Source organism: Blastopirellula marina, from assembly GCF_002967715.1.
In the GTDB taxonomy this organism is placed as follows: Bacteria; Planctomycetota; Planctomycetia; order Pirellulales; family Pirellulaceae; genus Bremerella; species Bremerella marina_B.
In genome coordinates this window covers 345,223-362,048 of sequence record NZ_PUIA01000016.1, presented here as the reverse complement: position 1 = coordinate 362,048, position 16,826 = coordinate 345,223, and the positions used below count along the sequence as shown (strand labels likewise).

Annotated in this window: 14 protein-coding genes; 6 read left to right on the top strand and 8 right to left on the bottom strand. The window is 57.5% G+C overall.

Going from position 1 to position 16,826, the window contains the following annotated elements; translation table 11 throughout:
- Positions 1-46: 46 nt before the first annotated feature.
- From C5Y96_RS03345 to C5Y96_RS03335, 3 genes are all read right to left on the bottom strand, one after another.
- The gene (locus C5Y96_RS03345; protein ID WP_105350119.1) at positions 47-1,510 is read right to left on the bottom strand and encodes a RimK family protein; all 1,464 of its coding nucleotides are present in this window, start codon (positions 1,508-1,510) and stop codon (positions 47-49) included.
- An 87-nt stretch (positions 1,511-1,597) separates the two neighbouring features.
- The gene (locus C5Y96_RS03340) at positions 1,598-2,332 is read right to left on the bottom strand and encodes a C39 family peptidase (RefSeq protein WP_105350118.1); all 735 of its coding nucleotides are present in this window, start codon (positions 2,330-2,332) and stop codon (positions 1,598-1,600) included.
- A gap of 297 nt (positions 2,333-2,629) precedes the next feature.
- Positions 2,630-3,502 (bottom strand): DUF4410 domain-containing protein, encoded by an 873-nt coding sequence (locus tag C5Y96_RS03335; protein ID WP_105350117.1) that lies wholly within the window; start codon positions 3,500-3,502, stop codon positions 2,630-2,632.
- Positions 3,503-3,726: 224 nt separating this feature from the next.
- On the opposite strand from C5Y96_RS03335, the gene C5Y96_RS03330 reads away from it, so the two are divergent.
- The 3 genes from C5Y96_RS03330 to mog all read left to right on the top strand — a co-directional run bounded on the left by C5Y96_RS03330 (position 3,727) and on the right by mog (position 6,147).
- Positions 3,727-4,992: a prepilin peptidase gene (locus tag C5Y96_RS03330; RefSeq protein WP_199188622.1), complete on the top strand. Its 1,266-nt coding sequence runs from the start codon at positions 3,727-3,729 to the stop codon at positions 4,990-4,992.
- 66 nt (positions 4,993-5,058) lie between these two features.
- Positions 5,059-5,538: a 6-pyruvoyl trahydropterin synthase family protein gene (locus tag C5Y96_RS03325; protein WP_105350116.1), complete on the top strand. Its 480-nt coding sequence runs from the start codon at positions 5,059-5,061 to the stop codon at positions 5,536-5,538.
- Between the two features lie 72 nt (positions 5,539-5,610).
- Positions 5,611-6,147, top strand: a complete 537-nt coding sequence (mog, locus tag C5Y96_RS03320; protein WP_105350115.1) for a molybdopterin adenylyltransferase — start codon at positions 5,611-5,613, stop codon at positions 6,145-6,147.
- A 121-nt stretch (positions 6,148-6,268) separates the two neighbouring features.
- Here the strand turns inward: mog and C5Y96_RS03315 are convergent, their stop codons facing one another.
- The 4 genes from C5Y96_RS03315 to C5Y96_RS03300 all read right to left on the bottom strand — a co-directional run bounded on the left by C5Y96_RS03315 (position 6,269) and on the right by C5Y96_RS03300 (position 12,463).
- The gene (locus C5Y96_RS03315) at positions 6,269-9,733 is read right to left on the bottom strand and encodes a hypothetical protein (protein WP_105350114.1); all 3,465 of its coding nucleotides are present in this window, start codon (positions 9,731-9,733) and stop codon (positions 6,269-6,271) included.
- Between the two features lie 123 nt (positions 9,734-9,856).
- Positions 9,857-10,060: a hypothetical protein gene (locus tag C5Y96_RS03310; RefSeq protein ID WP_105350113.1), complete on the bottom strand. Its 204-nt coding sequence runs from the start codon at positions 10,058-10,060 to the stop codon at positions 9,857-9,859.
- A gap of 81 nt (positions 10,061-10,141) precedes the next feature.
- Entirely contained in the window at positions 10,142-11,833 is a 1,692-nt protein-coding gene (locus C5Y96_RS03305; RefSeq protein ID WP_105350112.1) for a dihydroxy-acid dehydratase, read from the bottom strand.
- A gap of 183 nt (positions 11,834-12,016) precedes the next feature.
- Positions 12,017-12,463 carry an Hsp20/alpha crystallin family protein gene (locus C5Y96_RS03300; protein ID WP_158261074.1) on the bottom strand — a complete coding sequence of 149 codons (447 nt, stop codon included), beginning with the start codon at positions 12,461-12,463 and terminating at the stop codon, positions 12,017-12,019.
- 527 nt (positions 12,464-12,990) lie between these two features.
- Between C5Y96_RS03300 and C5Y96_RS03290 the strand changes: the two genes are divergently transcribed.
- From C5Y96_RS03290 to C5Y96_RS03280, 3 genes are all read left to right on the top strand, one after another.
- Positions 12,991-13,923 (top strand): DUF1559 domain-containing protein, encoded by a 933-nt coding sequence (locus C5Y96_RS03290; protein WP_105350109.1) that lies wholly within the window; start codon positions 12,991-12,993, stop codon positions 13,921-13,923.
- A gap of 99 nt (positions 13,924-14,022) precedes the next feature.
- Positions 14,023-14,301, top strand: coding sequence for a hypothetical protein (locus tag C5Y96_RS03285; RefSeq protein ID WP_105350108.1), 279 nt, complete (start codon positions 14,023-14,025; stop codon positions 14,299-14,301).
- A gap of 124 nt (positions 14,302-14,425) precedes the next feature.
- On the top strand, positions 14,426-15,181 hold the full coding sequence (locus C5Y96_RS03280) for a hypothetical protein (protein ID WP_105350107.1): 756 nt from the start codon (positions 14,426-14,428) through the stop codon (positions 15,179-15,181).
- Between the two features lie 281 nt (positions 15,182-15,462).
- Here the strand turns inward: C5Y96_RS03280 and C5Y96_RS03275 are convergent, their stop codons facing one another.
- Complete coding sequence (locus C5Y96_RS03275; protein ID WP_105350106.1) at positions 15,463-16,824, bottom strand: DUF1552 domain-containing protein; 1,362 nt, start codon at positions 16,822-16,824, stop codon at positions 15,463-15,465.
- Positions 16,825-16,826: the final 2 nt, after the last annotated feature.

The following is a 16,826-nucleotide window of genomic DNA, read 5'->3' as shown; positions in this document are numbered from 1 at the left end:
TGAAATGAATGAATTGGTACGGGATGCCTGGGCTACGCGGCACAACCTACGCGATGCCTGCCTTTTGTTGTTCGATTCGCCGTACGAAAATCGAGACCATGCGGCGATATAGCTCGTCTTTCAGCACGGCATCTTCGCAGCCGGAATTGATATTCGGGTTGTCGTTGACTTCGATGACCGAAAACTTACCGTTCGACTCTTTCACGTCGACGCCGTACAAACCATCACCAATCAAGTTGGCCGCTTTGAGAGCGACCTGCACGGCCTTGCGCGGGGCCAGTTCGACCGGCAATGTCTCCAGTTTGCCGTAGCGTCCTCGGTTGGCGTTCTCGTGCTTGATGATCTGCCAGTGCCCCTTGGCCATGTAATACTTGCACGCATATAGCGGCTGCCGATCAAAGATACCAATCCGCCAGTCGAAGTCGGTCGGCAGGAACTCTTGGGCGATGATCAGCTCGGAATCGGCGAAGAACTCTTTCAGCTTCTGCTGCAGCTCCTCAGGCGTTTTCACCTTGACCACCCCCAGCGAGAACGCGCTGTCAGGCCGCTTTAGCACGCACGGAAAGCCCAGTTCCTGGGCCAAGGTATCGGCGTTATCACGATGGACGACTACCGTCTTGGGAACAGGGATCTTATGCCGCGCGAGCAGTTCGGCCAGGTACACCTTGTTGGTACACAAGAGAATCGACGTCGGATCGTCGATCACGACCAGCCCTTCGGCGTGAGCCCGGCGAGCGAACCGGTACGTATAGTGATTGACGGCGGTCGTATCGCGGATGAACAGGGCATCGAACTCGGCCAGGCGGCCGTAGTCGTCGCGCGAGATGTACTCGGTCGACACCCCTTGCAGGGCCGCAGCCTTGGCGAACTTCTGCAGGGCAACTTCGTCCGACGGTGGCTCGGGGTCTTCCGTATTGCGCAAGATGGCCATGTCGAAGCGGGTCTTTTTGACCTTCGCCACGCTGCGACGTTTCGAGAAGTGATCGAGCGCCGTTTCGACAATGAACGGCCAGTGAGCTTCCGGCACGTCCGCAGCCGAGATGCCCCCCACGCTGGTCAATTGCCAGCGATCCTTTTCCTGCATGAACTTGGCACGCAAGAGCGGAGCCTGAAACAAGTTGAACAACCGCCAGGCCAGCGCGTCGTAGCGTTTGGCCATATTCTTTCCGAAGTAGATGCTGAGCGTGAACTTGTTCGACTTGATTGGGGCCAGCGACTTTTGAATCAACTCGTCCAGGTCTTCGCTGACCAGACGAATAATACTGCGGGTCTTCCAGTCCTGCATCGCGGCGACACTCGGCACCGGGCGATGACCGCGGGCCTCGGCCAATAGCGAGACATAATAACCGACGCTCTGATAGCGATAGGTTTGACAAAGGTTAAAGACCTTTGCCCCCCTCATTTCGCTGTACTGCGACTGGGTGATGTAGGCTTTCGGATCGACTACCTCGACGCCGGGGCCGTTGCTCGGCCAGCGATCGGTTTGGTCGGTCACTATCAATATTGCCATGGGGAAGTTTCTATACGTCAGATCGGATGGGGGCGAAGAACTCGCAGGCTTCCGGGGAAGAGCCGCAAGCGGGAATGAATTAAGCCATCATGGCGAGTTTTTGCCTTTGGCAGCCGAGCCCTGCTTCTTGGGTTCGATCACCAACAGGTTCGAGTCATACGTCAAGATGCCCAGCAAAATCGAGCACACCAACCGGTCGAAACTAACCGGATAGTGATGCAATTCGCCCAGTGGATTGGGCAGATACGGATCGGCGACATACACGCGATCCTGGTTTTCGTTAATGCCGTACAGCACGACGAAGTGCCCCTGGGGCAGCCCGCGAATATCGTCTGGGGTATTCTTTAAACCATGTTCGCGCGGGCCACTGTATAGGTAGGTCGAGCTAAGCCCGGTCAGGATCGGCACCGATTGATGCAAGTAGCGGCTAATCAGCATCGCGCTCAAATCCCGCATCTTGAGCTTGCCCCCCAGGACTAGATACTCGACGTAAGCCTTACTGGCCAGGTGCAGCTTGGGCTCGGTCTTAACGGCCATCTGGGCTTCGAGACGCTCCGTCAGATCGTAGCTGCGCGTAAACCAGATCGGGTCGAAGACCTCGAGGTTGTACGTGAAGATCGTCGCGTCGAAGCCGCGCTTCAACGCATCGATCCCCAGCATCACGCCCAGGGTACCTCCCTGCTCTAAGGTAGGCACTTCCGAGATCAACTGGTGTAGATCTAGGTTCAGGCCAAAGTACTGGTAGACGGCGTGCAGGCTCGTCGGCCCACAGGTCGTATCATCCGGCTGAGGCAGGATCTCGAAATCGAACGGATTGGCCATCCCAGGACAGCACTCAAGCGAGCTGCACCGGGGCAGACCTTGGGGTTAAGAATTCAGGTCTGGCATGCCTCGGGCACTGTATCGCAGAATTGTAGGAACGGTCGGCATATTTCAGCAAGATAGGATCAACCAAATTTGCGGTTTGCGGATAGCCGTTGCCGCGGCAATCATTGATCCATCGGGGCGAGCAGATCGATCAACCGCTTGTCGTACGGTCGCCCAATCAACAGCCAGGCTGGCGGCCACAAGTTCTGGGAATTATGCGTCATCGCGTGAAGTCCTTCCCCGGTTATTATGTCACATCAAGCGTTTACTTAAGTACGCCAAAAAGATCGGCAAGGCACATAAGATGCCCAATAAGATTCGCTGGCCGATGATCGAATTCACCCCAGAACTGGCCCGCAGCCAGATCAGCGTCTTGCTTTTGAGCACACTATCTGGGGCCGCGGCGAGTCCTCCGAACAAGATCGAAATGAATGCCAGGGCACTCTGCAGTAGCACATAGCGGCCACGATGTTCCATGGCGATCCCGTCGTGACGCTCGGGAGCCGCCATCGCCCAACCGTGGGCATAGCCTCCCACAATCACCGCGGTAATGATGGCCGCCAACGCGACCATCCCCAGGTACAGCCAGGCGTTCACCGGTGCCGACAACGCGCCCAATCCGCCACTGCTGCCCCCTTGCTTCAGTCCCGAGGTTTGTTGTCCCACCAAGCCTGCGTCGGCGGCGATCTTCATGCCTGCCAATCGCAGACCACTTTTGATCATACCCTTGCTGCTTCCACCGAAGGCCCCCATCGAAAAGGTCTTCTTGATGTGGAATGGCTTGCTGGAGTGAACCCCTTCGATGACCTCTCCCTGAATCTCGACCATTGCCTCGCCAGCTAGAAACGGCAGGAGGTACCGCAGGATCTGACTCCCCTGCTCAATTTTGACGATCTCGCCCTTGATGGTGTACTGGGCCTTACCTTTGACGATCTCGAATCCCTGCTCGCTACAAAAGGAAGCCAACTCTTTGGCCAGCATCTCGGCGACCTGATCTTCGGTGAAGACCTGGCAATTAAAACCGGAAGAGCGAACCCGAAATGGCTCGATACAAATCGAATTACTACTGACCGGCCCGTCCGTAGAATCGCCTGATCGTGTCTTGAAAGGATTATCGAGATCCATCGTTGCCCATTACGCAGTTAAGAGAGGTATCAACACTCCATTCCCTAGAGGGAAAGAAGGGACCAGCAGTTTAATCAGCCATCGATCGACTGTCACTTATTATTTAGGATAACTTTTCCGAGCCCAAGCATTCCATCCTCCGCAAGCCGTACCCTGGGTTTTTCTCGTAAGTCGTTCTAAAATAGCCCCTTCCTTATGCTCCCATTGCCTTGGCCGAAAGCATCATGCCTCGCTCACGTTTACGACTTACCTGGCTTCGCTACACGATCGCGATCGTCGTGTGCCTGGGTATAGGGGCTGTTCTGGCATGGCCGGCGTTCGAGATGCTGTGGCTAGCCGGTTCGGATGAAGACTTCATCAGCCGCCAAAACCGGTTGGACCAGGTGCAGTGGATTCAATCGATCCTGATTGCCGGCTTCCTTTACACGTGGTTCTTCTTCTTTGGAGCCACCGTCGGTAGCTTTCTGAATGTCGTCATCTGGCGGATGCCGCGGGGCGAAACGGTCGTTTCCCGACCTTCGCGTTGCCCCTTCTGCAGTACCCAGCTCAAGTGGAACGACAACGTCCCGGTACTGGGCTGGATCATGCTGGGTGGCCGCTGCCGAACGTGCCGACTACCGATCTCACCCCGTTACCCAATCATTGAAACGGTCGTGGGGCTGATCTTCCTGCTACTGTTGCAGTTCGAAGTCCTCAGTGGTGGCGGCAACCTTCCAGGGGTCGATGCCGTTCGGCTCAGTCATTCCCGAGCCATGCTGGAACTTCAGTTCCCGCTGCTCTCGATCTATGTTTTCCACTGCTACCTGTTCAGCCTGATGGTCTGCTGGGCCATGATTGCCTGGGACCGCTCGCGCATGCCGCTCACCCTCTGCGTGCTGGCCTACGGGGCTGGATTCCTGGGGCCGATGATCTGGCCGGAGTTGTATCCGGTACGCCTAGGCAGCGTCGACCTGGGAAGCGTCGTCGATGCCCCACGACTCGAGGTCTTCCTTTCGGCGCTCTGCGGAGCCGTCGCAGGCACCGCTTGGGGGATGCTCTTGAGGGCCTTCGTTTCCCAACCCACAACAGAGGACCAATCGCGCCGGCTGGGCATTCCGATCATGATGGTAGCCGTCGGGCTCTATTTCGGCTGGCAAGCAACCTTCGTCATTGCGGCCCTCAGCATGTTGTTGTCGGTGGTAATGTGGCCTGCGATGAAACGCATCGGCCGAACCGATTTCGCTGGCGGCGTGGAACTGTCGATCTTGGCCAGTAGTTTTGTCTTCGTGCTTTACTGGAAGTTCTGGGACCAGCCGTACGGCCTGACCGATTTGCCTAAGGCCATCGCATTCGCAGCGGCAGCCGTGGTGCTGGGGCTTCTGCTGCGGAAACTCACGTGGCGACCGACACTCGACTTGCAGCGATTTCAGCGCCCTGCCGAGAAGACGGGTACAGATTCGCCCGAACTGCAAGTCCTTGCCTCGGGTGGCACATTGCCAGAGAATAGTTAGTAGATAAGCATTTGCCCCATCCCTGGGGCCCCCAATCCTGGAAACCAAAGTCCAGGGAGAACTGATATGAGCCTGAGCATTATGCGGCGCATCAAGTTTTGCGCCGGACATCGACTTTACAAGCACGGCGGGAAGTGCGAATTCTTCCACGGCCACAACTATATTGCCGACTTCCACGTCAGTGGAGATGAAGTCGACGCGGTAGGCCGCGTGATCGACTTTGCGGAACTGAAACGCTTGTTCAAAGGGTGGATCGACGAGCACTGGGATCACGCGTTCATCCTGAACGAAGACGACGAGAACGGCATCAACGCCCTCAAGCAGGTCGTCCCGTGCAAGATGTACATCCTGCCGACCAACCCAACCGCCGAAAGCATGGCCACGTACCTGTTGGAGAAGGTCTGTCCGAAGCTGCTCAAAGGAACCGGGGTGACCTGCCGCAAGGTCGCCATTTGGGAAACGGAAGACAGCTTCGCCGAAGCCAGCCTCGACACCGGCGGCAACGTACACACGATCGCCGAACTATCGGAACCGATGGTCTCTTAAATTTCACGCCACGGCTTTAAGCCGTGCTCAGTTCCCTCTCCCAGCGGGGCCGCAGGGGACAGGAATTATAGAATGCCCAATACACCTGCGAAGATTGGAATCGTCACCGTTTCGGATCGCGCCTCGCGAGGCGACTACGAAGACCGGGGCGGTCCGGCCATTCGCCAGTACCTGGACGAAGTGATGGCCTCTCCCTGGGAAGCCGTCGCCAAGGTGATTCCTGACGATCGCGACACCATCGCCCAAACGTTGATCGGCCTGGCCGACGATGTCGGTTGCTGCCTGATCATCACCACCGGCGGCACCGGCCCCGCCAAACGCGATCTGACGCCCGACGTTACCATCCAGGTCTGCGACAAAGAAATGCCAGGCTTCGGCGAACTGATGCGCAAAGTCAGCTTAGAAAAGGTCCCCACCGCGATTCTTTCTCGCCAAACGGCCGGCCTCCGCGGTAACTCGCTGATCGTAAATCTACCAGGCCAGCCCAAAGCGATCGCCGAATGCCTGGACGCCGTCTTCCCGGCGATACCGTACTGCATCGATCTGATGGAAGGCCCCTACCTGGAAACCAACCCCGATCGCATCGTGGCCTTTCGTCCGAAGAAGTGATGCTTCGCAGCCAGCAAGACCAGGCCAGGCAAAGCTACGACCACCGCCAATATTCCAGATCCTATGCGCACGATGCCCCCCAACCCTCTCCCCCGCAGACGGTGGAGAGGGGACCAGAGTGTTACATCGGCTGAACACCAATTGCTCCGATCTGGGTTTGCAGGTAATCGGCAGCTTGCAGCTTGGCCAGTTGGCGTTCGACGTACTGCTTGCGGCGTTCGAGCTCTTCCCCCATGCCGTCTTCCAAGTAGACCGACTCTGCCAGGAAGCTTTCCAACGACTTCATATGCCCCTGCCACAGTTCGATATCGCGCTGCTGCTTGGTGGTCAGACGCTCCTTGTACCACTCACTGGCCAAGAGCGATTCGCGGGTAAACAGTGCCCGGAATTCAGGGTCGTGAACCGTCATGCCTTCGTAGCTGCCTTCGGCCATGATCGCCAGCAAAGCCTTCAGCGGCGGACAGGCATCTTCGATCGAGCCATCTTCGAAGTATCGCTTGGCAACGCGCTGCTGCACTTCGGCGATATGCTTGATGCCGTCGACGTACGCTTCCATGTCCTGCGTTTCCGGCTTCAAAATCGACTCGTCGAACACCGACAGCGGGTAGTCGAACACGCGGCCGAAGAACATCCGCACGAAACCACGCGTAATACGGTACCCCAGGCGGCTGCCAGGGATGGCCTCCCCTTCGTAGTCGAAGTCGTCGATCTTCTCGAGCATTCGCTGACGAATGAGGAACTCGGGATCGCGTTCTTCCGCCGACAGACGGCACCACACTTCCGGAATCAACAGACTGACGTCGTGATCGACACGCACGTTCGGGCCGATGTGCCCTGCCGCCGTCGAGAAACCACCCAGCCCAGTCAGGATATAACCCACCAGGGCCTGGTTCAGGTCGGCCGTCGGACGCAAGCAGTTAAACGGTCCCTTGGTGAGGGCCCCTTCACTACCGGCACCGGTCGTCGAAGGGCTCTTACCGGTCAGCGACGCGATGAAGTCCATGAACAGTTCCGGCAGTTCCTGGTAATGGATCGGACCGTACACGGCCAGACCGCGGATGCCTGCTTCCTTGTCTGGCGGATTGTTACGACGTCCGCACAACACCGCGCCCACCGGCTGATACAGCGGTTGGCTCGGCTTCAACTTGCGATACAAACGCACGCCCATCTCACCCACGTACTTCGGCAGCGGGTTCTCGAGATCCGGGCGAGTTTGCAGGTACCGCGGATTCTTGGTCGGCACGCCGTTCACCAGGCGCGGATCAGCCGAACTCACGACATACTCGTTGTCCGAATTGAGAAAGTTGCTCAAGAAGTTCTTCATCGGCAACGTGAACGAGTCGAAGTCGACGGCGTGAGTCGCCATCTGGTCGACATACTCCTTGGTCAACGGCTCGAAGTTCGAGATGAAGTTGTTCGGCTTGGCCAGGTCGATTTCGGTCTTCTTGTCGAAGCCCCGATGAATTGCATCGTCGGGCCGCTGGAACAAGCGGTTCTCGCAGTTGACGGTGAACTTCGACGAGATACCGCCTGGCAGCGGCTCGAAGTTGTGCAGCAGTTCGTTCGGCACAATAACCGAAGCACTGATGTCGTCTTCGGTTTGCACCTTGTCCGACGGCATGAAGTCTTGCCGTAGCTTGTAGGTTCGCCAGCGGCTGTCCTTATTGAAACCAACCCGCAGGTACGTTCCCACCAGATGCCGGTCGAGCACTTTCAGTTCGTGACCAGGCACACCGTTGACGATGTCGACGCCGAAATAGTCACGCCAGTTCTCGCCCCATTCCGGCAACATCAATCGCTTGATGATGAACACAATCGAGGTGATGTGATGCGGAATCGTGCCGAGCCAATCGTTGTACTCGTCGGTATAGTCGATTGATGGGGTCAGCAGTTTGATCACGCTACCCAGCGTTCGATCGGCCGACAGAATGGCACGCGATGGCCGCGCCGAGTAGTCAGGCCGCTTCGTGGAGCCGGCCTTCCAGCGGTTCGAGTAATCTTTCTGGAAGATCTCCTCGACCTGGTCCAGGTCCTTCTCGATATCGGAAACGAAGATCGGGCCATACAGCGTGTAGTCGGTCAGCGACTTGCTGATTTCGCTCTTACCGCCACCACTCACCGTGCATGGCTTGTGGCAGAAAATCCCTTCGGCGGTCGAACCCACCAAACGCCAGCTCGGGGCGGCCGGGTGCTTCTCCATCCGAATTTTGTAGCCGGAAGGAGCAATGTAGTAACGGTTAGGCAGCAGCGGCAAACTGTGCTCTTGGCCGTCGCGGGTCCACTTGATGCACTGGTCGAGCATCGTGGCCCGGGCATCTTCAGGAATGTAGAACACCTCGGGATGCTTCTTATCAACGCCGTAACCTTCCGGTTTGAAATCGATGATGTCGCCATAGTCCTGCATCACGTCGTCGATCGTGCGGCCGTTGTACTTCTGGCTGTTCACGACAAACTCGTCACCCAGGTTCCAACTGGTGTACGCGATGCAGCCGCCGGCGTGTTCTTCCTCGGTATCGCCGTACAGGTTCGCGGCAAAGCTGATCTGCGTTTTGACTTCCTTCTTGCAGTAGCCGTAGTAGTTGTCGGCAATCAACGTGATCACGACCCCGCTGGCATCGCGACAAGTCAACTTGAACGCCATGCCGTCGTTGTAAAGTTCCGACTCGTCCTTCCAGCACATCGAGTCGTTCCGCTGACGTTCGGTCGCATCGTCCCAATGCGGCAGCCCCAGTTCCTTCTTGGTATAGGTACCCAAGTGCGGAGCTAAAATCACGCAGCCGGTGTGGCCGGTCCAATGTTCGACGTCGAGCGCCGCGTTGTTCTTCGAGATGTACGGATCGCCTGCGTTGCCGAAAATCGATTCGACAAAGTCCAGATTGCTGACCAACTGCCCAGGCACGAAGAAGCGGACTTCCATCGTCTTCTCTGGCGTCACGCCCGGAACTTCCGGACAAACGATCGGCCGCAACAACAGCGAGACAACACTATGCGCCGCGTTCTCTTGATCGGCGGTGAACGGCAGCAGCGTGTCCGACTCCGGTGGATTGACCGCGATCTGGAACATCTTCATGAAGACTTCCCGCGGAACGGCCCGCTTGTCGCCGGCGATCGGCAAGCCCCCTTCGGTGACGTGGAACGTCCCCTTGGTTGTCCGGCGATCATTTCGAGGGTTGTGCAGTACGCCGTTGGCAATGCGATACGACTGGACCAGATCGCTCTCGAAGGAGGAACGATTGACCGGAATCGAAAGCTCGCGGGCGACACCGTGGCGTTCCAGCGTGAACGTCTTGCGTGGCAGGCGTAGCGGTTGGCTCGGCTTCAGGTCGCCGAAGTAGCGTGCCAGGAACGCTTCGATACGTTGATCGATCGGTGCCGGTCGATCGTACAGCATCCGCGTTTTTTCGTGATAGTTGGCAAGCAGTCCTTTGGCCAGGCCGGCGAATTCCACATCGCTTGCATCCAGCGCCGGAGGCAGTTCGTTGGCAATCAGTTGCAAGTTGATGTAGCGAATCAATTCTTGCCGATCCGATTTCGGATCGAAGACTTCACCAGGTTGGCGAATGCCGAGTGATTCTCGTAGGTCCATGCGTCGCACCAAAGAGGATAAGGATCACTTGTAAGTTGTTGTCTGGCCTGATCCTAACCCACATTTTTACGGTGGTCACGGGTCACCACTCGTCTGGGATTTCGAACGGCAAACGAGCCCGCCTTAGCCATCCACTAAAGGAAGATGTTCGAAATGGTCGATAAAAAATTTTCTGTCCACCCCCCAAGCACCGATCTCTGGGACTCCTGGCACGCAGCTTTGTGAAGCCCAAACACCACCCAGGGTGGCCACGCCCCAGTCCGCTTGGGCATCTGCGATAAAGAGTTGCGCGGCATCAAGAAGCAGGCGTCCCGCACGAATTCGCATGGCCACCTGTCACGCAACTTTGATCGTTTCTATCAGCATCGCACGCTCAAGCAGACTTGAGCGTGGTACCCGCTAACTAGGCTATTCGGTATCGGGTAGAAAGGCCTTGCTGACACAGCCATGGTGGGCTTGCGATACGGTCGCGGCGAAGTCGGCCAGGTAGCCACGAGTCCGCGGGATCTCAGGTGTTTGCCACGCACGACGACGTTCGTCCAGCACGGCATCGTCGACATGCAGGGTCAGGTCGCCGGCCGTCAGGTCGAACGAGATCTCGTCGCCGTCTTGCACCAAAGCAATCGGCCCGCCGACGGCCGCTTCGGGGGCGCAGTGCACCCCAATCGCTCCGTGCGAAACGCCTGAGACGCGGGTATCGGACAGAAACGCGACCTTACCGTCGAGCTTCGGTGTCGCCAAGGCTGCCGTTGCCACCAAGACCTCCGGCATGCCAGAGGCCACCGGTCCCAGGTAACGCAGCACGATCACGCTGCCTGGCTGAATCTCGTCGCGTTCGACCGCTTCGACAATCTTGCGAGCATCGTCGAAGCAGATGGCCTTACCGCGAAAGGTTGGCTCTTTCATGCTGCTGACCTTGAACACAATCCCGCCGGGGGCCAGGTTGCCGAAGCAGATCTGCATGTCGGCGTATGGCTTGAAGGCCTTCTCGACCGGCACGATCAAATCCTGGTTCCAGTCTATGTCGGGGACCTCGGCCAGATTCTCGGACATCGTCTTGCCGGTCACCGTGATACAGTCCCCGTCCAGCATCCCCTGCTGCAGCAGATACTTGAGGAACATCGGCGTGCCACCAATCTTGAACAGGTCGTACATCGTCCGCTTGCCACGCGGGGCGAAGCTGCACAGCACCGGCGTCTCGCGGCAGATCTTTTGAATGTCTTGCAGATGGAAATCGACGTGGGCCTCGCGAGCCAGCGCCAACAAGTGCAGCACCCCATTGGTTGACCCACCCATCGCGGCCACGGCTCGCGTGGCGTTGATCATCGAGGCCCTGGTGACGATGTCGCGCGGGCGAATGTCTTCGGCCAGCAGCCGCTTGACTAGCACGCCAATCCCTTCGCACTCGGCGATCTTCGAGGGATCATCGGCCGGGTTACTGCTGGAATAAGGAGCCGATAATCCCATCGCTTCCAGGGCGATCCCCCACGTATTGAACGATGCGGCAATCCCGCAGCCGCCAGGACCAGGACACGCGGTCCGTAAAATCTGGTCGGCCTCGTCATGGGTCATCGCCCCAACACTGGCCGCGGCCTGCGAGTCGTACACATCGAGAATCGACGTATCGTGCCCGCGATGACATCCTGGCTTGATGCTGCCGCCGTTGATGATCAGCCCCGGGTAGTTCAGCCGAGCCAGGGCCATGGCGAAGCCGGGACCGTTCTTATCGCAGTTGTGCATCCCGATCAGAAAATCGTACCCATGCGAACTGGTCACACACTCGGCCGCGTTGGCAATCATATTGCGCGACGGCAAACTGGCGTTCCCGCCTTCGTGCCCCTGGGTGATGTTATCGCTGACGGCCGGTGTGCCGAACGGAAACCCGATCAGCCCTTCTTTCTCGCAGCCTTGCTTAATGAGCGTCGCCAGGCGATACGCATGCACATTGCACAGGTTGCCTTCCAGCAGCGGCACCCCGATACCGACTTGAGGCTTGTGGAAATCTTCTTCCTGGAAGTTCAGCCCGTAGTAAAACGCGGTCACTCCGCGCTGCCAGCCTTGGGTGAGGTTGCGGCTATTCCAGTTGAGCGGTCGGTCCATGAGAAGCGGTACCCTTGGTTGGCATGAATGAGGAAGGATGCAACCAAGTAGTATGGCGGGCCTTCGGACAAACCTCAAGCTCGCTGCCGTGTCCGCAAGAAAACAAAAAACGCCGGCCGCTTAGAGGAGTGCGGACCGGCGTTTTTCTCACCCAAGGAAAATGCACGATGGGGATATGCAGGCTTAGCTGTTCTTCACTTCAATTTTGCGGGGCTTGGCATGTTCCGATTTGGGAATCATCACCGTGAGCACGCCGTTCTTGAAGTTGGCCGAAACGTTTTCTTCGTCGACCGGCGTACCGAGTTTGAGCTCGCGTTGGAACTTGCCATATACGTGCTCGACACGGTGCCAGCGTCGGTCTTCCGATTGCTCTTCCGTCTTACGTTCGCCAGAGATGGTCAGCTTGCCATCATGGAGTTCCACGTTGACGTCTTCCGCATTGAGGCCTGGCAGTTCCAAGTCGATCTGATAGCCAAGTTCCGTTTCCGAGATGTTCATGGCCGGCAGCCATGCCCCAGAAGCGCTTTGACGTACCGGACGGAAGAACGACTCGAACAGGTTGTCCATCTCGCTCGACCAGTTGGCCAGAGGATGCGACTTCGATTCGGTTTGTGCTTGTGGGCGTACCATTTTGATCAACCTTTCCATAAAGAGTTCCTACAGAAGTTGAAACAAAACCTCACCAAATTATTTGGGTTTGCAAACTCGTATTTTGTGGGTTGCTTTGTGCCTCAACCGTTGGTGAGGCAAACGATAGAAATGCAACGAGTGTGCCAACTGCCACGCTTCCTTTGCCCGGTTTTCGCAAATCGCGGTTTCTCAAGGATTTAGGAAAGATCGAATTCGCCGCGAGCTTTTCCTCTCTCGTTTTACCCAGCTGCCAAAATGGCAAGCGTTGTCATTTCGACAGTCCGGCCGCAGGGACATTCGTTGGCCTGGGGAACATCGTTTTCGAAAACTTCGACCTGAACCCTTGACGCTGCGTCCTGGCTCCCTTAAAACGGAATGCAATTGAGACTCAGTTTCATTTAGCAAACTAACAAACCGAGTTTTTCGCAGCCAGCGATCGCCTTTGCGATGCCAGCCACCCCGAGTGTTAGGGCCTGACAATCAGCCCTAAGTTATTCCCTGGTTGGTATTTACAAAGGTATTTTACGATGTCGACAAAGACGTCTCGCACTGCATTTACCCTGGTAGAGCTGTTGGTGGTGATCGCCATCATCGGCATTCTGATCGCTTTGTTGCTGCCTGCCGTCCAGCAAGCCCGCGAAGCGGCCCGGCGGATGAGCTGCTCGAATCAGCTGAAACAGGTCGGCCTGGCGACCCACAACTTCCACGATACGTTCCTCGAGTTTCCCTATGCTTCCCGCGATCGAGCCGAGGACGACCCGGAAGACACCTACTCCACCGGTTGGATCCAGATCCTGCCGTTTCTCGAGCAAGATGCGATCGCCCAGCGCTGGAACCCCGAACTCAAACGCAACGACACGACGGACCCCGATGGCGATGGCTGGTCGAACGCGACCTTGCAGCAAGAATCGATCCCTTCGCTTCTATGCCCCACGATGACCATGCCCACCGGCCCGATAAGCTCTGAGAACCGTGGCCCGAGCAGCTACCAATGGTGCTCGGCCGGGAATGTGGACGTACTATACGGCATCGTCTATGGTTCGCCGGCAACTGCCGCGGATGGAGCCATCATTCCGATCCAGCAGCATGTCGACACCTCGAAGGGGGAAGTCGTCGGTCCCAATCACCGCGACGCAACCAAGTTCCGCGACATCACCGACGGCACGTCAAATACCTTCATGGTAGGTGAAACCGACTTTTTGCCCCAAGGTGTTCCTTCCACCAACTACGGTGCGATTTGGGCCTATGGATATCTGTACGGCTGGGGGACTGGCTACTATCCGCTGAACAAGCACGACCATGCTTCGCCAGTCTACGGCGGCTTCCGCAGCCAGCATCCTGGCGGGGCGCACTTCACGATGGTCGATGGGTCGGTGTCGTTCGTTGCCGAAACGATCAACCAGGAAACCTACCAGGCCTTGTTCACTCGCTCAGGTGCCGAAGTCGCTTCACTGCCGTAACTCTTGAATTGGATAGAACGCTGTTTTGGTCGTCTCCACCCAGATGGCCAAAATGGCTTCTATCTGTTTTCTCCGAACCTCTAATTCGTAGATTCAACCATGAGAGCTTTCATTTATTGGCTCACCTGCGTCTTTCTGACTTCCCTGTTGGCATGCAGCGAAAACGCTCCGCAGACGGCCCTGCCCACTGAACCAACCGCGCTGACGGTCGATCAGTGGAAGCAGCTTCCCGTCGGCGAGAAGTACGACGAAGCGACCCTCGAGCGGTTGCGCATGGAAGAGAAGAGCCTTCAATCTGGCCGGTCTTGGAAGAAGTTCATGAATGAGGTGGTCATGCCAGAGATGAAGAAAGACATTCCACCTCCCACGGCTCGCTAATCGCCATCACGTTAACCCCTGAACACAATAAAGACCTCAGCAGATGCTGTGGTCTTTTTTTGTTGGGATCGCAAGATAACGGCCTGCGAAAAAACACCAGCGAAAGAACTGGACATAAGTACACATGTTCAATATCCTAGAAACTCGCACGGGGACGCTTCCCCGCGAGCGTCTGTTTTCACCGCGAGTCACCATCACAAGTACCAGCATGTCTTCCTCTCACGCCAATCCCGATCACCACGGAGCGTTCTCGAATGAGAACGTCCCGCCGGTCTTCGTGCGCGCTGGGAAGGCCTTCGCGTGCACGTCGTGTGGGACGCTGGTCGAAATCCCGGCCGATGTCGTCGGGAAGCTGGCGTGGCGGGGAGAACAAACCACACTGGATCTGCTGAACATCAAGCCACCGATCACGATCTCCGCAGCCAACCCAGATCCGCCCGACGAGCAGCCTGCCAGTTCCCAGCACGCTGACGCGCAAACCTCGCGTCAACAAGCGCCCAGTTCGACCAGCACGACGACCGACAAGCCGAGACCTGCCCGCCCCGATCGGCCGAAGCAGCCGCCGCGACCAACCTTCGCCGGCAGGCACGTCGACGGGCTCATCGTCCCATCCGGGCAGCAGCTCGATTACGCACTGAAATGGGTCTCGTTCCACCTGAAGGTCCTCGATCGGCAAACCGGCGAGATCAAGCGGCTGCAGAAGCTGATCAAGCAGCAAACAAGAGAACAGGCACCATGCTCACGTCCGCGTGGAGAGGCGAATAGCAAGCCAGTACCAGAGCCGGTGGAGGCAGGCAAGCCAACCGAGCCAAGCCAAGCCCAAGCAGACTTGGGCGTGGCCCCCAACAGGGATAACGAAACCGAGCGTGGACCGCCGTGACAACCTCTTATCCCCTCTCCCTTGCAGGGAGAGAGCCTGGGCGAGGGTTTGAGAACGAGCGATGCCCTCTCTTCGCCAGATGAAGTTCCGCACCAATCGGAACATCGCTTGCGCATGCGCTTCGAACATGCGAAAGCCCCCTCACCTTAACCCTCTCCCCGCAGGGGCGAGGGGATTAAAACGCGGGGGCATGCTTAACTTCCGTTAAGATTCACACAAGATACCGGGTGCCACGCCCAAGTCTGCTTGGGCGTGCGTGATATCATGCGATTAGCGACCGATTAGGTCAGACCGGTCAAAGGACCGTCGCCGCAGTAGTCTGGGTTGCCGAACGTCTTCTGAGGATAGCCCATCGCTTCGCACAGGTTCAACAACAGACGGTTGTGGGCAACCTTTTTGACGTCGATGGCCTGGCCCATTTTGAAGCCCAGACCGCCGCCAACCAGGACGAACGGGATGTCGTTGTGGGTATGGGAGTTCCCCTTGCCTAGTTCGTTCGTCCAGATGATGGTGGTGTTGTCGAGCATGCTACCGTTTCCGCCTGGCTCCGGAGTTTCCGCAAGCCGCTGGGCCAGATGGGCAACCTGTTCGCAGTACCACGTGTTGATCTTGATCAGCTTTTCGTAGGCGTCCTCGTTGCTGTCTGGCTCGTGCGACAGGCCGTGGTGCCCTTCGTCGATCCCCAACCACTTCATCTTCGGCTGGCCGACGCTGTTGGTGATCTGCAGCGAGGCGATGCGGTTCATGTCGTGCACGAAACCGTTGACCATCAGCTCGATCTGCATCTTGGTGATCTGCGGAATGTTGTCGTTATCTTCGCGAACATTCGGAGGAAGTTCCGGAATCGCGTGATCGAGTTCGGCTCGCTCGTCGCCGGACTGCTCAGCTTCCTGCTTCTTCTGCTGAGCCATTTCGGCCTGCAGTTCAAGCTCGACCTTCCGCACCATTTGCATGTGCGTATCAAGTAGCTGGCGGTCTTCGACGCTGATCAGCTTCTCGACCTTTTTGAAGTCGTCGGTCAGGTCATCGAGCACGCTGGCCAGCATGGCCCGGTTCTTGGCCTGGCCGTACATCTTGTCGAACATCTGGTACGGATCGTCGATCGGAGCGACCGGCTGGTTCGGCCCGGCGTACGACCAACGAGTCCAGGTATCGGCGCGGTCGGGAACCATCACGCCAAACTCAAGCGAACCGAATCGGGTGGCCGTGTCGGCGTTGGCTTGCAGTTGGTTTTTCAGGTACTGATCGACCGAGATCCCCATCGCCCAACCGGCCGGCGTATCGGAACCACCCTGGACGTCGCCGGGGAACAGTTCGATCCCCGTCAGCAGACATCCCATGCCGCGCATGTGACCGTCGCCGTCCCCCTTGATCAAGTTGCCGATGCCCTTGATGGTCATCGTCTTTTGCTTGAAGGGTTCCAACGGCTTCAGGATCCGCTGCATATCGTAGTCGGAGCCGAGCGTCTTGGGCCAGAAGTGATCTGGAATCACGCCGTTGGGGCTGAAGATGAACACCAGACGCTTCTTCGGCGCAGCTTGGGATGCCCAGCCGAGGCTTGGCAGACCCGCCAGCAGATTGGCAGCGGCAAAGCTAATGCCGGTCTTCTGCAGAAAGTCACGTCGTGATAGTTGATGCACCATTA

Excerpts from the sequence above, each read along its gene's own strand:
- C5Y96_RS03345 (WP_105350119.1), bottom strand. The coding sequence starts at position 1,510 with ATGGCAATATTGATAGTGACCGACCAAACCGATCGCTGGCCGAGCAAC.
- C5Y96_RS03340 (WP_105350118.1), bottom strand. The coding sequence starts at position 2,332 with ATGGCCAATCCGTTCGATTTCGAGATCCTGCCTCAGCCGGATGATACG.
- C5Y96_RS03300 (WP_158261074.1), bottom strand. The coding sequence starts at position 12,463 with ATGGTACGCCCACAAGCACAAACCGAATCGAAGTCGCATCCTCTGGCC.
- C5Y96_RS03280 (WP_105350107.1), top strand. The coding sequence starts at position 14,426 with ATGTTCAATATCCTAGAAACTCGCACGGGGACGCTTCCCCGCGAGCGT.
- C5Y96_RS03275 (WP_105350106.1), bottom strand. The coding sequence starts at position 16,824 with ATGGTGCATCAACTATCACGACGTGACTTTCTGCAGAAGACCGGCATT.
- C5Y96_RS03315 (WP_105350114.1), bottom strand. The coding sequence starts at position 9,733 with ATGGACCTACGAGAATCACTCGGCATTCGCCAACCTGGTGAAGTCTTC.
- C5Y96_RS03310 (WP_105350113.1), bottom strand. The coding sequence starts at position 10,060 with ATGCGAATTCGTGCGGGACGCCTGCTTCTTGATGCCGCGCAACTCTTT.
- C5Y96_RS03285 (WP_105350108.1), top strand. The coding sequence starts at position 14,023 with ATGAGAGCTTTCATTTATTGGCTCACCTGCGTCTTTCTGACTTCCCTG.
- C5Y96_RS03335 (WP_105350117.1), bottom strand. The coding sequence starts at position 3,502 with ATGGATCTCGATAATCCTTTCAAGACACGATCAGGCGATTCTACGGAC.
- C5Y96_RS03305 (WP_105350112.1), bottom strand. The coding sequence starts at position 11,833 with ATGGACCGACCGCTCAACTGGAATAGCCGCAACCTCACCCAAGGCTGG.
- mog (WP_105350115.1), top strand. The coding sequence starts at position 5,611 with ATGCCCAATACACCTGCGAAGATTGGAATCGTCACCGTTTCGGATCGC.
- C5Y96_RS03290 (WP_105350109.1), top strand. The coding sequence starts at position 12,991 with ATGTCGACAAAGACGTCTCGCACTGCATTTACCCTGGTAGAGCTGTTG.
- C5Y96_RS03325 (WP_105350116.1), top strand. The coding sequence starts at position 5,059 with ATGAGCCTGAGCATTATGCGGCGCATCAAGTTTTGCGCCGGACATCGA.
- C5Y96_RS03330 (WP_199188622.1), top strand. The coding sequence starts at position 3,727 with ATGCCTCGCTCACGTTTACGACTTACCTGGCTTCGCTACACGATCGCG.